The sequence below is a fragment of the Vibrio harveyi genome (assembly GCF_030060435.1).
GTDB classification, from domain to species: Bacteria; Pseudomonadota; Gammaproteobacteria; order Enterobacterales; family Vibrionaceae; genus Vibrio; species Vibrio harveyi.
This window is the reverse complement of sequence record NZ_CP125875.1, coordinates 770,233-783,962: the sequence shown is the minus strand read 5'-3', so window position 1 is coordinate 783,962 and position 13,730 is coordinate 770,233. Positions and strand designations below refer to the sequence as shown.

Sequence of the window (13,730 nt, the reverse complement as noted above, 5' to 3'; positions counted from 1 at the left end):
CTTAGGCAAAGCTTAATGATGAATAAATCGGAAGTTATCTGGCCAGATTATTACCACCCTAAACATTCTCATATACACGTACGCAGCCAAATCGAGATCCCTGAACCACCAGAAGTTGTTTGGCAACATCTAGTTCGTGCTCCTGAGTGGCCGGCATGGCGTCACTCTAAAACCATGGTTCAGATCTTAAGTGGCGATAGCACGTTATGCAAAAACACCATGTTTCGTTGGAAAACATCTTGGGTTGATTTTCACTGCACAGTAGTCGAATACACCTTGAATCAACGCTTGGCATGGAAAGGCAAAAAAGGAGGTGTTGATATGTACCACGCTTGGGTTTTAGAGCCGACAAAAACAGGTTGCTGTATTACAACGGAAAGTACCCAACGCGGTGGAATGACCTGGCTTACAAAATACTTTGCACCAAAACAGCTAAGAAAGTACCACCTAAAATGGTTAGAAGAGTTGTGCCGCCAATCTCACGGCAATTGCGAGAAATAATGAAAATATACACTCTACTTGCTACTTAATATGCTCAATAAATGCGCTCAGCCTGATCTCAATCATGTTTGAAGCACGTCGCTTAGGATACCCTTAGCGAAAACTACAAATCCCCAATCCTATGACCTAATGGTCAATAGATAAGGCGCTTGAGCAGCAATGTCGATTAACATTTCAGATCTAACCACCGCATTAAGCAAGGTGGAGCACATACATAAAGTCCAATTGGAAAATGTGCATCAATTCTTTAAGTCTAACGAAACTTTCTCGGTACAAGCCTTTAGCCAAATTGTGGCAACGGACTCTATTGATGAACGTTTTAAAGCTATCGACAAAGAATTTGCTTTGTTGGGCGATGCTAAAACTTACCTACTAGAAGCTTCTTACTTAGTTGCTTAGAAACCAAGCCAGCTAAAGTAAAAAATTGCGCTTGCAAACCTTAAATGAGATTTATTTTTAATCGCATTACTGTTAAATTATCGGCAGTTATCGTATGAGGTTTTGCAATGAACGCGAAGAAAGCGCTAAAAAAATTGAAGAAGAAAACCGTAAAAAAAATGGCTTCTTCTTCACATAAACAGCTTAGTGCTTTAAAGAACAACGCATTAGGCAGCCCTGCCACATCAAAATCTCACACTTTCTCTTCACAAAGTGAACTCGTTAATGAGCTGAAAGGCGTCGCAAACCAAGCTGTAATGAGTGCAGCGTATGAGCTCGCCGCTCCTCTCAATCCACTATTATCTTGGTTTAACGATGCTGGCGGTGTCGTTGATTTCACCACTGCGCCTAAAAAACCCTCAGTACCGTTATCAAAACAGTCAGCGAACGATTCAACACCTGCATTTTCAGTTAAATCAGTCGGTCATTTGCCCTTGAAATCACCACCTTGCAAGCGTTGCCCAGCTCTCTCGAATGGCATTTGTAAGTGCGCAGCGAAGAAGTTTAAGCTTAGTGCTTAACGTCACAAGTAAAGCGATAGCCAAACGTACTTGATCAAAAAAGCCCGACTTGATGCCGGGCTTTTTAATGTTCTTTTTCTCAACCGCTTATGCCAAATTCATGATAACTCGGCTGACTGATGGACCAACGATACGAGTCAATGCGACCCCCGTTAATCCTTTCACTAGACTCTTTGTTCCGCTCACCATTGCTTTCTCAACAAAAGAAGGCTTTTCGCTGCTTTGCGTCCAATGATGACTTTCTAGAATTTCCATCAAACTGTCACAATCTAGCTCACGACTATCGAAGCTGATCGCTACAGATCCTGCATATTTCTTATGCTTTACTTCACGTACAGCATCAATCTCTTCCAACTGACAAATCAATTCTTCGACCTCTTTGGGGTGATCTTTAATATAGTCAGAACGAACCCTAAGCCTATGATTTGTCTTGTGAATGTAAGTATTCATGCTAGCGCCAATCCAAATGATAACCATTACTGTTTTCAACAGTAGCATTGAAATTGATTAAGCGCAAAGCATTTGTAATTAGTTCGTCACATGATCCTTTTTCTCAATGAATCTGACCTCGCTTACCGTATAATTTTTTTATGAAACAGTACGTCGACCAGGCCTTAAAACTAAGAAAGTGGGTATCGATTGGCCACCATATCCCGGGAAGAGTAAGACTCAAATACAAGCTCGGCATCGTAGCGCATCTTGCCAGTTTCCGAAGTGACGACATCGAGAAAGCCATTTCTTCAATTCCGGCATTCAAAAACTATAAGTTGAATAATGCGACGGGCAGTATCGTCATTGAATACGACCCAACAACAGTCAACCCCAAAGCAATTGACGCGTTGTTTTCGGAGTCAAAAGAGGTTGCTGAACGAGCATGCTACGCGATAGCTGAGCAACTAGACTTAGATGGAGAACGTTCATGAGTGACTCATTGAACAACGCAAATCCATACGAAGCCTACTTCAAGGCCATGATGGAAATGCAAAAGGAAATGGCGAATGCTTACATGGCAAGCATGCAAAACGGTGAAATGCCACCAATGATGATGCCTCATCAAATGGGTATGATGCCGCATTTCCCACATCCTGCATTTTGTCATCCTCACCAAATGCCGCCGGGCATGGGCGCACAATTCCATCCGGGAATGATGCCACCGCCCCCACACTGGCCGCATGCGGGGATGATGCAACACCCACAGCAACCTCAACAACCACCTCAAACCTCTGAAACACCAGAAAGCGATCCATTATTCGAGCAAGCTCAGGCGATGCTAGAAGGCGCTCTCGGTGAAGAAGCAGGCATGTTTAAAGAGATATTAGGAACTTTCGGTATGAACGATAAAGAGTTTTGGAAAGGCGCTATGGTAGGCGCTGCAGCAGCACTTCTATTAAGCAATGAAAATGTGCGCGGCAAACTAATGGGCTTGGTATCAGGTGCTGGCGACATGCTGAAATCTGGTGGTTCAAGCGTAAAAGAAGGCGCCGTAAACACTGCAAGTGCAGTGAAAGAGAACGTGTCGACAGGAAGTGAAATCTTTAAAGAGACTTATGCTGCGGGTAAACAAGGCTTCCAAGAATCTGTAGAGCGTCACAAAGCAGAACCTGCAATCAAAGAAGTTGCCGAAAAAGCACCTAGTGAAGAAAACGAAGGTGAAAACGGTCAACCAGTTATCAAAGAACATGAGTAATTCAGCCAATAAACTCAGTTCTGCCAATCGTGCCATGTTAGTCGGTGCTATCGCAGGTGGCAGCGCGACGATTGCCAGCCAGTGGAAAGAGCATAAAGCGGGCAATATCGACACTAATGAAATGGCTACCAGCGCCGCAAAATCTGCACTTAAGACTGCAGCAATCGCTGGTGCGACAACGTATGTGGCAGAAAAAATGGCCGGTCGCCCTGCACTCTCTATGCTGACAATTCTCAGCGTAGGTGCAGCGGGTCTTTACTTAATGGATCAAGTTTCGGAATCTAAAGATGAACAATAACAACCCATACTACGGTTACCCTTACTACGGCTACCCACAGCAACAAAACCAAGCAGTGGATCCACAACAGCAGGCTGCAGAGCAACCATATAAAAAGCAAAACACAAAAACGCATTTTATGATGGGTATGGCAGCCGGGGCAGCAGTTGCTTACCTATTGACAAACAAAAAGTTTCAGCAAGGTGTTACGACTACTGGTGAGAAAGCTTGGTCCGCAGTCCGTGGTGAAGTAGAAGAGCTTAAAGAACGCTTAGAAGACACACAAGCAGAGCTGGAATACTACCGTAACCTATACAAAGGCGAAGAATGATCTCGATTCAGGTAAAGCATCACTTTCCCGGTCGGATCCGCTTTAAAGCATCAGCATTAAGGCATCACAAAGATGTCGGCACTTGGATTGAAACCAGTTTAATGGCAATCCAAGGCATCAGTGCTGTGCGGGTCAATGAGTCTGCTCAATCTGTTGTTGTCGAATATGACACACAACTGCTACAAGCAAAAACGGTTGAAGAACGTCTAAGCCAACTTGATTTAGCAGAAGCCACTCAAGAAGAAGCAGAACACAAGTTTACGCGTGGCGACATTGCCATGAACGTGATTGGCACTATCGCGGCGGCTTTACTGCCCAACAAATGGGGAGCACTATCAACCGCAACATTGATTGCTCCAACCTTATTTGAAGGGGTCAGCGATCTCAAAGACAAGAACATTTCTGTTGAAGTCTTAGATGCAATTGCTGTTGGTTTATCGGCTTGGCGCGGTGATTACCGTACTGCGATGATGACGCAAAGCTTAATCAGTCTTGGCGAATACATGGAGCAAAAGACCAGTCGCAACAGTGATCAACTACTGGCTGATTTGATGCGTCCTCAGGAATCGATTGTTTGGCGCGTAGACGGAACACAACGCACACAAGTGAACTCAACGGAGCTTGACGTTGGTGATGTCATTGAGCTGGCTCCTGGTGTGTCTATTCCTGTTGATGGCACTATCATCAAAGGGGCAGCACTGATTAACCAATCCTCTTTGACTGGTGAAAATGTACCAGTTCGTCGTGAGGAAAGTGCTGTCGTGTACTCTGGAACTAGCGTGCACGAAGGTACAATTCAAGTTCGCGTCGACAAGGTCGGTAGCGAAGCGACCACCGCAAAAATTGCCAAACTGATTTATGACTCGCTGAGTGAAAAGAGCGAAATTCAGCAGGTTACACAAGACATGGCAAACCGCCGCGTGAAAATTACCTTGGGTATCGGAGCCGCAGTCTTTGCGCTAACTCAGGATATTAACCGCGTCGCGTCTGTATTCCTTGTAGATTACTCCTGTGCGCTAAAACTCAGTACGCCAGTAACCTTCAAATCCATCATGTACCGTGCGGCACAACAAGGGATCTTGTTCAAAGGCGGCAGCGCAATTGAAAAATTGGTAAAAATAGACACCTGTGTGTTTGATAAAACGGGCACGCTCACTCATGGTGATATGCAGGTAACGGATGTGATTCCATTATGCGATTCCAACACGGCTCGTGATTTACTCGCTATTGCAGCGTCTGTCGAAGAACACAGCAACCACCCACTTTCTCAGGCTGTGGTAAACGCGGCAAAACACAATCAACTACCACACATCGAGCACGGTGAAGTGGAATACGTGATTGCCCATGGTCTCAAGAGCACCATGAATGATCATGAGTTGATAATGGGCAGTCGCCACTTCTTAGAAGTGCATGAGAGTGTTGACTTCACACCATTTGAAGATGTGATCAAAAAGTATGAAGCGCAAGGTCGTCACCTTATCTTCATCTCGCATCAAAATGTGTTGATCGGCATGATTGGCTTACGCGATCACTTGCGTGAAGATGCATTAGACACGCTAAATGCACTGCACCAGTTTGGTGTCAAAGAGCTGATCATGATTACTGGTGACAGCCAATTCAAAGCCAGCATTCTTGCTGATGAACTGAAACTAGATCGAGTCTTCGCTGAAGCAGTCCCTTCAGAGAAATCAACTATCGTTGAAGCGCTTCAAGCTGAAGGACGCACTGTTATGTTTGTTGGTGACGGCGTAAATGATGCGCCGGCTTTAACCGCAGCTGATGTCGGTGTCGCAATGGGTCGAGGTACTGAACTTGCCCGCCAAGTTGCCGATGTCGTGCTTCTTCGTGATCAGCTATACGGACTGGCAGAAGCGCGTGAGCTTGCCAATATCGCCATGCATGTGATCAACTCTAACATCAAGATCGCAGAATACGTGAATAGCGGAATCATGCTTGCAGCTGCGTTAGGTTGGCTCAACCCAACGATGAGTGCTCTACTCCATAACGGCACAACATTGTCCATCCTTGGACGCTCTGCAGCACTTAGACATGGATAAATGCACGCTTTAAGAAAAGACTCCTGAAAGCGATGAGAAAAGCCCCGACTCAATCGAGTATCGGGGCTTTTTATTATCTAAGGGAGAGCATTAGTTTGATGAAAGCTTGTAACGATCATCAATGACTGTCACTTCTGGGAACACTTTGCCACTCTTCATCGCTTTCTCTGTTTCTTTCTTCACAGACTTATCAATCCAGAAGTTACCAATATCCATTGGATGGAACATGCTCTCGGTGGATTTGGTCATTGCATCCTTTGGTGTAATCAGCCAGCGCCAATGTGCAACACGAGTATAAGGTACCATGTAACCTGGGACGATCACGTTTGCATCACCAACATACTTCTGGATCTGACGTGACAAGTCATAACGCTTTTGTTGTTCAAACTCGTTGTCATACGCTTCAATTAACTTATCTAGCTCAGGGCTACTGTAGTTCGTATGTGCATTCGTTTGCGGCTTGTTCGCATTCGCTGAGTGGAAGTATTCCCAATATGCTGGGATTTCACCTGAGCCCATATTTAGGAATGCCAGTTGGTGCTTTTTCTCTAGGATGTATTTAAACGCAGAGGAGCCATCAACAAGGTTAAGGGTAAACTCAAGACCCGCTAATTTCGCTTGTTCTTTTAGATAAGCAATTCTAGGAGTATGAGAATTGTAACCGTAAGTAATCGCAAAACTTAGGCGCTCGCCTTTGTCATTAACACGAATACCATCCGCCCCTATTTTATCGAAACCCGCTTTCTCGAAATGCTTAACCGCTTCTGCTGGATCAAATTTTGGTGGTGTATTGTTTGGATCATCATACTCACCATGACCAAAGCCTAAACCGTGTGGCTTACGTGAATAGTCACCACGCATGATGTTTTCAATCATGCCATCGTAGTCTGTTGCAGCCATGATGCCTTTACGTACTTCTATATTGCCTAGCATCGGCATTGCTGTGTTCATCCACAGACCACCTGCACCTTGAGGTGATTGGTTGAAGCCCCAATACTTTTGGATATAACCCTTGGTGTAGCCATCGCTGTTTGTTTTGTCGTGCCAAAGGTTAGGTAGCACCATATCAAAGTAATCAAGCTTGCCTTTTTCGAAGTGCTTCATCGCGATGTCTTGGTCACGAATTACAGTGATACGTACTTTGTCTACGTTGTAACGGTTTTTGTAATAACGGTTGTTATAGCCCCACCAATCTTCACCAACGTGCTTAAAGGTAACACTCTTACCCTTTTTGATCTTATCAAGGTAGTAAGGGGCGGCGGTCGGTTCTGCCTTGAAGTTGAACTTGCGGACGAAGTTATCTGGCATACCGTCTTTGTTTTCGTCCTTTTCACCCTCAAAGAAGTGTTCTGGACGAGGTTGGAAGCCGTTACTTGGCATATTGATCAAAACCATGAGAGAGTCGTGGCTTTGCGCAACAGAAAGATTAACACGAATTGTGTATTCATCAATCTTCTCTACGCTCACAATACTGTTTTTAAAGAAGTCGTTGTACCAAGGATCGATGATGTCTTCTGAAGTGTAATACTTCATCATAAATACGTAGTCGTCTGCGGTGATCTTCTCACCATCTGACCATTTAGCGGTTTCATCCAGCTTAAAGTAAACTGTTTTATTATCTTCACCGAACGCCCACTCTTTGGCTAATTGTGGGATCCATTTACCGGTGTTTGGATGGCGCTGTGCCAATTTAGGTGCGCCATCCATAAAGTAGTGACGTAGACCTGAGTTAGCATCAGGACCAACGCTACGAAGAGTCTGTGGAAAGCTCATCATATATGTGCGCAGAGTGCCGCCTCGTACAGCTTCATCAGAAGCGAAAAGAGGCTCGTTATTATTCGAAATCCATTCGATGTCAGCAGGTAGCTCCGCAGCATTTAACTGAAAGCTGCTCGCCACTAACATTGCCAATGCCGAGAATGGCAGAGTTTTTATCATTGTTTTCTTCCTTGTCGTGTTTGCGCAGTAAGACCAGAAGAACGACAACAAGTGAATCTCGAAGCGACTGTGTTTAATACACAGTAAAGGAAATAATGGGAGCGAATACAAAGTGAAGTCCTGTTCACTTCCGTATAAATATCAGAGAGTTTCACTAGGTCATCCTGACCTTACAACGCAGTGAATGCATCCACTCCATAGTATTCGTTACACATTTGTAACGCAACCCATCCATAACACATGGTTGCACTTTCCGAGTATCACAGCGGTTTATGTTAGCAAAGTGTGAACCTAGCAGTGCCATTAGCCATACAGTCAAGGCAAAACGATATCAATTACAGCTACCTCTATTTTTTCAGTGCAGCAAAAACAAAAAAGGCGAAGCGTTCCCACTTCACCTTTTTCGTTCGGTTCAAATCAACATTACATATTTGCTAAGCTATCGTTGATTGACTTAAGGACCGATGCAGGATCCACAGCCTGAGTAATCGGACGACCAATTACAAGGTAGTCAGACCCCGCTTGGATTGCATCTACTGGCGTCATGATGCGGCGTTGATCACCTTGCTCAGAGCCTGCTGGGCGGATACCTGGAGTGATTAGCTTAAATTCTTTTCCAAGTTCATTTTTAAGTAGAGATGACTCTTGCGCAGAGCACACTACGCCATCAAGACCAGCGTTCTTTGTCAGAGTTGCTAGGCGAATAACCTGCTCTTGAGGAGCGACGTTCAGACCGATACCAGCAAGATCGCTCTGCTCCATGCTTGTTAACACTGTCACACCAATAAGTAGCGGGCGGTCTTTACCGTAAGGTTCAAGAATTTCACGCGATGCTGTCATCATGCGCTCGCCACCACTTGCGTGTACGTTCACCATCCATACGCCCAGTTCAGCTGCTGCGCGAACCGCTTTTGAACACGTATTCGGGATATCGTGAAACTTCAGATCTAGGAATACAGAGAAACCGCGTTTATGAAGCTCACGTACGAAATCAGGACCAAATAGCGTAAACATTTCTTTGCCTACTTTAAGGCGACATGACGCAGGATCAATTCTGTCTACAAACGCAAGCGCATCAGCTTGGTTATCATAATCCAGTGCGACAATAACTTTTTGGTCGATCATTTCATCTCCTAACTGTTTTTGGTTCTTATTAAATAAAGGTCAAAAAAATGCAGCGGACAGAAACTCTGCCAGCTGCATTAAAATTATTCACCGTCCAATCCTCGGATTGGCTTGATCGTCCCCCACCCTTTACACGATGGACAGTGCCAGTAAAGGGAATGAGTGGAGAAACCACATTTCCTGCATCGGTAGTGCGGTTTAACTTTTAATTGCTCACCAACCATCGCTTGTAGTGTAGAAAGGCTGTCTTTTGCACGACCATCTTCTGCTTCTGCAATATGGTAGTCAATAAGGCGGTAGAAGCCCTTCATGGTTGGGTTTTTCAATAGTTGTTTGGTTAGTAGTTCTTGTGCGGCTCCCACACTCTCATGGTGCGCAACTAGCTGTGCCAACATCAATTCAGACGATACACCGGCTTTCTTATCGATACATGCTCGTAAAAATTCCACCAGCTCATCTTCTTGACCAAGGTGGTGATAACACTCGGCAATTGTTGGCAGTACATCACTGATAAAGTCTTTATCTTGCTCAAGCACGCCAGTCAGGTATTTGATGGTGTGTTTGTAGTCTTCTGATTCCAAGTACACGCGACCAAGAGCAATACTCGCACGGACACATTTAGGATCTTCTGAAAGTGCTTTCTTGAAATGTTGAATGGCTTTATTGGTATTGCCATCCGCTTGGTCAAGCATCGCCAGCTCACACCAGAAGTGCGCAATGTTAGCGCGAATACGAGTGCGTTTTTTGCCCATTTTCGCTAACTGGTTTGCGTAGTGAATCGCTTTTTCCCATTCACGGGTTTGTTGGTAAATAGTCACCAACTGTTGAAGGGCACTTTCACGATGGTCTGGCTCATCAACTAGCTGCTCAAAGATCTTCTCGGCACGGTCTAAAAAGCCGGAGGCCATGTAGTCTTTCGCCAGTTGCTGGAGAGCAAGGTTTTTCTGATCCAGAGTCAGACCAGAACGGGAAATCAGGTTTTGGTGGATACGAATTGCACGGTCGACTTCACCACGAGAACGGAAAAGATTACCTAACGCTAGGTGTGTATCTATCGTTTCGTTATCAACTTGGAGCAATTCAATAAAGTGGTCAACCGCCTTATCTGACTGATCAGATAAAAGCAGGTTAAGACCCGTCACGTACTGACGGGATATCTGATGAGATTGCTTCTGCTTGTCTTGCTGAGCGCTGCGATGCCCCATGTACCAACCATAGGCGGCGGCTATCGGCAATAACAAGAAGAGTAGTTCAAGCATTAAAGTTAAGCCTTATCCTTATGCCTGTTTTGCTACTGCTGGTTTAGCAGGTTTCTCTGCTTCAGCGGGCTCATACTTTTTAAGTTTCTTTTTCAGACGACGAACCTGAAGTTGAGTCTTGAATTGGATGCTAGCAAAGATAACCCATGCCAGAGCAAAGCCAACCACAAAGACCACACCTAGTAGCGTTGATAAGTGGAATTCACCCTTCGCTAAAAGGTAATTGAAAGTCACGATCTCTTGGTTTTGAGAACCTAAAGCCAGTGCAATTAAAAAGAGAGCTAAAACAGCAACGATTTTTATAATTTTCATGTTACATCACCCTTCGAGGAGTAAGTAGGTAAGATTATGCAGTAAAATGTTTCTTCAGACCATGTATATTACCAATAATCTAGTTATAAAAAAGCGGCATACACGAGAGTATGCCGCTTTTTCAAACTAATAAGAGAGCCTTAGCCAACCATATTTACACGTTCACGAAGCTCTTTACCAGGTTTGAAGTGAGGAACGTATTTACCTTCCAACTCCACTTTATCGCCCGTTTTAGGGTTACGACCTACGCGAGGCTCGCGGTAATGAAGAGAAAAACTACCAAAGCCACGGATCTCGATACGGTCACCGCTCTCTAGTGTAGAAGCCATGTGCTCTAAAATATCTTTTACAGCATCTTCTACCTCTTTCGCTGATAAATGTGTTTGCTCAGCGCAGAGTCTTTCAATCAGTTCAGACTTAGTCATAGTTGCCCTCTTTGAGTATCTTTATCACTCATTATAGTAAGTAATACTAATTCCAACAAACACTTGCTATCAATTCTAGACAAATTTTACACAAAATGCGCAATCAAAAAATGTCTTTTTTTAGCATAGTTTATCAACATTAGTATTACTACTCGCAAAGTAGCAAGCATAAAAAAGGAGCCTTGCGGCTCCTTTTTAGCTTAAGCGAGTAAATTATTCGCCTTTAGCAGCTTTGAAAGCGTCAGCCATTGCATTACCAAAAGCAGCTTCGTCTTGCTTGTTGATAGATGCCATTGCTTCTTGCTCTTCAGCTTCATCTTTAGCTTTGATAGATAGGTTGATTACGCGGTTCTTACGGTCAACACCTGTGAACTTCGCTTCAACAACATCACCAGCGCTTAGGATTAGAGAAGCATCTTCTACGCGATCGCGAGATACTTCAGAAGCACGGATGTAGCCTTCAACGCCTTCTGCGATTTCAACTGTAGCGCCTTTAGCGTCAACAGCAGTTACAGTAGCGTTAACTAGAACACCTTTCTTGTTGTCAGCAACGTAAGCATTGAATGGGTCGTTTTCCATTTGCTTGATGCCTAGAGAGATGCGCTCACGCTCAGCGTCTACTGCTAGAACAACTGCAGAGATCTCGTCGCCTTTCTTGTACTCACGTACAGCTTCTTCGCCAGCAACATTCCAAGAAATGTCAGATAGGTGAACTAGACCGTCGATGCCGCCTTCTAGACCGATGAAGATACCGAAGTCAGTGATAGACTTGATCTTACCAGTAACTTTGTCGCCTTTAGCTTGTGCTTCAGCGAATGACTGCCATGGGTTAGCTTTACACTGTTTCAGACCTAGAGAGATACGACGACGTTCTTCGTCGATTTCAAGAACCATAACCTCAACTTCGTCGCCAACATTAACAACTTTAGAAGGGTGGATGTTCTTGTTAGTCCAATCCATTTCAGAAACGTGTACTAGACCTTCAACGCCTTCTTCGATTTCAACGAAGCAGCCGTAGTCAGTTAGGTTAGTTACGCGACCAGTTAGTTTGTGACCTTCTGGGTAACGCTTAGCGATTGCTACCCATGGATCTTCGCCTAGTTGCTTAAGACCTAGTGATACGCGAGTACGCTCACGATCGAACTTAAGAACTTTAACTTGGATCTCGTCACCAACGTTAACGATTTCAGATGGGTGCTTAACACGCTTCCAAGCCATATCAGTGATATGTAGAAGACCGTCAACGCCACCTAGGTCAACGAACGCACCGTAGTCAGTAAGGTTCTTAACGATACCTTTAACTTCAGAACCTTCTTGTAGAGTTTCTAGAAGCTCGTCACGTTCAACGCTGTTCTCAGATTCGATAACTGCACGACGTGAAACAACTACGTTGTTACGTTTTTGGTCAAGTTTGATAACTTTGAACTCTAGCTCTTTGTTTTCTAGGTGAGCAGTGTCGCGGATTGGACGTACGTCTACTAGAGAGCCAGGAAGGAAAGCACGGATACCGTTTAGTTCAACAGTGAAACCGCCTTTAACTTTACCGTTGATGATACCAACAACAGTTTCAGCTTCTTCGTAAGCTTTCTCAAGAACGATCCAAGCTTCGTGACGCTTAGCTTTCTCACGAGAAAGTTGAGTTTCACCGAAACCATCTTCAACAGCGTCTAGAGCTACGTCTACTTCAGCGCCAACTTCAACTTCAAGTTCGCCAGCAGCGTTCTTGAACTGTTCAGCAGGGATAGCAGATTCAGACTTAAGACCAGCGTCAACAAGAACGAAACCGTTCTCGATAGCTACTACAGTACCTTTAACGATGCTGCCTTGTTGGAATTCTGTTTCGTTTAGAAACTCTTCAAAGAGTTGAGCAAAAGATTCAGTCATTTATTTAATCTTCAATAAATTAAACGTCCACGGGTATCCTACCGCATGGGGTTATTAAATTCGCCAATCATCATCCTTGCGACCGACGCTCTTAGCCTAGCCGAGCGTAATTACTCAGCTAGCTTCGATTCGATATATTGTAGTGCCTTTTCTACCACTTCGTCGATAGTCATCGACGTAGAATCTAGCACAAGCGCATCCTCTGCAGGGCGTAGTGGCGCCACTGGGCGGTTACGATCTCGATCGTCACGCTCTTGGATCTCGCTCAAAAGGTCAGCAAATCTAACATCTAACCCTTTATCTTGCAACTGTTTAAGGCGTCGATTTGCACGCTCTTCTGCACTCGCATCAAGGAAAATTTTCGCTTGTGCACCCGTGAATACAACCGTACCCATGTCACGACCATCAGCAACAAGACCCGGAGCAGTCTCAAATGCACGCTGACGACGCAATAATGCTTCACGAACGCGTGGCAAAGCTGCCACTTTAGACGCCGCCATCCCAGTTTCTTCTTTACGAAGTTCACCAGAGACGTCTTCGCCTTCTAGAATCACTTTTACTAGGTCACCTTCAGCAACAAACTGCACGTCTAGATGAGTAGCAAGTGGAACAAGCGCATCTTCTGACTCAGTGTCTACGCCGTGGTGAATCGCTGCGAGTGCAAGTACACGATAAATTGCGCCAGAATCAAGAAGATGAAAGCCCAACTTCTTCGCCAGCAACATACATAAAGTGCCTTTACCTGCACCACTAGGTCCATCTACGGTAACAACCGGAGTTTGAGAGGACATGTTCTTCTCCACCTATAATTTCTTTTTCAGCAATTTGCTCGGTTTTCGAGGCGCGTATTATACGGGTAATTGCCTTTTGGAGCGAGTAAAAATGTCGTGTAAAGCATTACACCCAACGCGCACTTGGATTCATGCTATTGAGAAAAGTTCCAATAAAAAACGGCGAGAATTTTCACTCTCGCCG

The 13,730-nt window shown here is 44.7% G+C and carries 16 protein-coding genes; 8 read left to right on the top strand and 8 right to left on the bottom strand.

The annotated features are described in order from the left end of the window. Positions 1-18 precede the first annotated feature (18 nt). The 3 genes from QMY49_RS03640 to QMY49_RS03630 all read left to right on the top strand — a co-directional run bounded on the left by QMY49_RS03640 (position 19) and on the right by QMY49_RS03630 (position 1,460). Positions 19-501, top strand: coding sequence for an SRPBCC domain-containing protein (locus QMY49_RS03640; protein ID WP_009698463.1), 483 nt, complete (start codon positions 19-21; stop codon positions 499-501). A 159-nt stretch (positions 502-660) separates the two neighbouring features. Then, the gene (locus QMY49_RS03635; RefSeq protein ID WP_005444872.1) at positions 661-900 is read left to right on the top strand and encodes a hypothetical protein; all 240 of its coding nucleotides are present in this window, start codon (positions 661-663) and stop codon (positions 898-900) included. A 107-nt stretch (positions 901-1,007) separates the two neighbouring features. After that, positions 1,008-1,460, top strand: a complete 453-nt coding sequence (locus QMY49_RS03630; RefSeq protein WP_256892725.1) for a hypothetical protein — start codon at positions 1,008-1,010, stop codon at positions 1,458-1,460. An 87-nt stretch (positions 1,461-1,547) separates the two neighbouring features. Here the strand turns inward: QMY49_RS03630 and QMY49_RS03625 are convergent, their stop codons facing one another. Then, positions 1,548-1,910, bottom strand: a complete 363-nt coding sequence (locus QMY49_RS03625; RefSeq protein ID WP_230544365.1) for an HMA2 domain-containing protein — start codon at positions 1,908-1,910, stop codon at positions 1,548-1,550. A 140-nt stretch (positions 1,911-2,050) separates the two neighbouring features. Between QMY49_RS03625 and QMY49_RS03620 the strand changes: the two genes are divergently transcribed. Genes QMY49_RS03620 through QMY49_RS03600 form a run of 5 tightly spaced genes read left to right on the top strand, consistent with a single transcriptional unit; the run spans position 2,051 to position 5,812 of the window. Further along, entirely contained in the window at positions 2,051-2,383 is a 333-nt protein-coding gene (locus QMY49_RS03620; RefSeq protein WP_005444868.1) for an HMA2 domain-containing protein, read from the top strand. Continuing rightward, the gene (locus QMY49_RS03615) at positions 2,380-3,147 is read left to right on the top strand and encodes a YtxH domain-containing protein (RefSeq protein ID WP_009698467.1); all 768 of its coding nucleotides are present in this window, start codon (positions 2,380-2,382) and stop codon (positions 3,145-3,147) included. Before QMY49_RS03620 ends, QMY49_RS03615 begins: the two co-directional genes overlap by 4 nt. Then, positions 3,140-3,445: a magnetosome protein MamC family protein gene (locus QMY49_RS03610; RefSeq protein WP_005444866.1), complete on the top strand. Its 306-nt coding sequence runs from the start codon at positions 3,140-3,142 to the stop codon at positions 3,443-3,445. The genes QMY49_RS03615 and QMY49_RS03610 overlap by 8 nt, the downstream gene beginning before the upstream one ends. After that, entirely contained in the window at positions 3,435-3,755 is a 321-nt protein-coding gene (locus QMY49_RS03605; RefSeq protein WP_005444865.1) for a hypothetical protein, read from the top strand. Before QMY49_RS03610 ends, QMY49_RS03605 begins: the two co-directional genes overlap by 11 nt. After that, positions 3,752-5,812 carry a heavy metal translocating P-type ATPase gene (locus QMY49_RS03600; protein ID WP_050935838.1) on the top strand — a complete coding sequence of 687 codons (2,061 nt, stop codon included), beginning with the start codon at positions 3,752-3,754 and terminating at the stop codon, positions 5,810-5,812. Before QMY49_RS03605 ends, QMY49_RS03600 begins: the two co-directional genes overlap by 4 nt. 90 nt (positions 5,813-5,902) lie before the next feature. Here QMY49_RS03600 and QMY49_RS03595 read toward each other — a convergent pair whose 3' ends face one another. The 7 genes from QMY49_RS03595 to cmk form a co-directional block, all read right to left on the bottom strand. After that, the gene (locus tag QMY49_RS03595) at positions 5,903-7,750 is read right to left on the bottom strand and encodes an extracellular solute-binding protein (protein WP_005444862.1); all 1,848 of its coding nucleotides are present in this window, start codon (positions 7,748-7,750) and stop codon (positions 5,903-5,905) included. Between the two features lie 423 nt (positions 7,751-8,173). Beyond that, a complete protein-coding gene (gene pyrF, locus QMY49_RS03590) occupies positions 8,174-8,875 on the bottom strand; it encodes an orotidine-5'-phosphate decarboxylase (RefSeq protein WP_005444860.1) in 702 nt (233 codons plus the stop codon). An 83-nt stretch (positions 8,876-8,958) separates the two neighbouring features. Then, positions 8,959-10,134, bottom strand: a complete 1,176-nt coding sequence (gene lapB / locus QMY49_RS03585; RefSeq protein ID WP_005444858.1) for a lipopolysaccharide assembly protein LapB — start codon at positions 10,132-10,134, stop codon at positions 8,959-8,961. Between the two features lie 18 nt (positions 10,135-10,152). Further along, entirely contained in the window at positions 10,153-10,446 is a 294-nt protein-coding gene (locus QMY49_RS03580; RefSeq protein ID WP_005444857.1) for a lipopolysaccharide assembly protein LapA domain-containing protein, read from the bottom strand. Positions 10,447-10,586: 140 nt separating this feature from the next. Next, a complete protein-coding gene (gene ihfB, locus QMY49_RS03575) occupies positions 10,587-10,871 on the bottom strand; it encodes an integration host factor subunit beta (RefSeq protein ID WP_005444856.1) in 285 nt (94 codons plus the stop codon). Positions 10,872-11,084: 213 nt separating this feature from the next. After that, on the bottom strand, positions 11,085-12,755 hold the full coding sequence (gene rpsA / locus QMY49_RS03570) for a 30S ribosomal protein S1 (protein WP_005444855.1): 1,671 nt from the start codon (positions 12,753-12,755) through the stop codon (positions 11,085-11,087). 110 nt (positions 12,756-12,865) lie between these two features. Beyond that, on the bottom strand, positions 12,866-13,546 hold the full coding sequence (gene cmk / locus QMY49_RS03565) for a (d)CMP kinase (protein WP_010449241.1): 681 nt from the start codon (positions 13,544-13,546) through the stop codon (positions 12,866-12,868). Between the last annotated feature and the right edge of the window lie 184 nt (positions 13,547-13,730).

Coding starts and splice junctions, on each gene's coding strand:
- QMY49_RS03640 (WP_009698463.1), top strand. CDS start 19: ATGAATAAATCGGAAGTTATCTGGCCAGATTATTACCACCCTAAACAT.
- QMY49_RS03635 (WP_005444872.1), top strand. CDS start 661: ATGTCGATTAACATTTCAGATCTAACCACCGCATTAAGCAAGGTGGAG.
- QMY49_RS03630 (WP_256892725.1), top strand. CDS start 1,008: ATGAACGCGAAGAAAGCGCTAAAAAAATTGAAGAAGAAAACCGTAAAA.
- QMY49_RS03625 (WP_230544365.1), bottom strand. CDS start 1,910: ATGAATACTTACATTCACAAGACAAATCATAGGCTTAGGGTTCGTTCT.
- QMY49_RS03620 (WP_005444868.1), top strand. CDS start 2,051: ATGAAACAGTACGTCGACCAGGCCTTAAAACTAAGAAAGTGGGTATCG.
- QMY49_RS03615 (WP_009698467.1), top strand. CDS start 2,380: ATGAGTGACTCATTGAACAACGCAAATCCATACGAAGCCTACTTCAAG.
- QMY49_RS03610 (WP_005444866.1), top strand. CDS start 3,140: ATGAGTAATTCAGCCAATAAACTCAGTTCTGCCAATCGTGCCATGTTA.
- QMY49_RS03605 (WP_005444865.1), top strand. CDS start 3,435: ATGAACAATAACAACCCATACTACGGTTACCCTTACTACGGCTACCCA.
- QMY49_RS03600 (WP_050935838.1), top strand. CDS start 3,752: ATGATCTCGATTCAGGTAAAGCATCACTTTCCCGGTCGGATCCGCTTT.
- QMY49_RS03595 (WP_005444862.1), bottom strand. CDS start 7,750: ATGATAAAAACTCTGCCATTCTCGGCATTGGCAATGTTAGTGGCGAGC.
- pyrF (WP_005444860.1), bottom strand. CDS start 8,875: ATGATCGACCAAAAAGTTATTGTCGCACTGGATTATGATAACCAAGCT.
- lapB (WP_005444858.1), bottom strand. CDS start 10,134: ATGCTTGAACTACTCTTCTTGTTATTGCCGATAGCCGCCGCCTATGGT.
- QMY49_RS03580 (WP_005444857.1), bottom strand. CDS start 10,446: ATGAAAATTATAAAAATCGTTGCTGTTTTAGCTCTCTTTTTAATTGCA.
- ihfB (WP_005444856.1), bottom strand. CDS start 10,871: ATGACTAAGTCTGAACTGATTGAAAGACTCTGCGCTGAGCAAACACAT.
- rpsA (WP_005444855.1), bottom strand. CDS start 12,755: ATGACTGAATCTTTTGCTCAACTCTTTGAAGAGTTTCTAAACGAAACA.
- cmk (WP_010449241.1), bottom strand. CDS start 13,546: ATGTCCTCTCAAACTCCGGTTGTTACCGTAGATGGACCTAGTGGTGCA.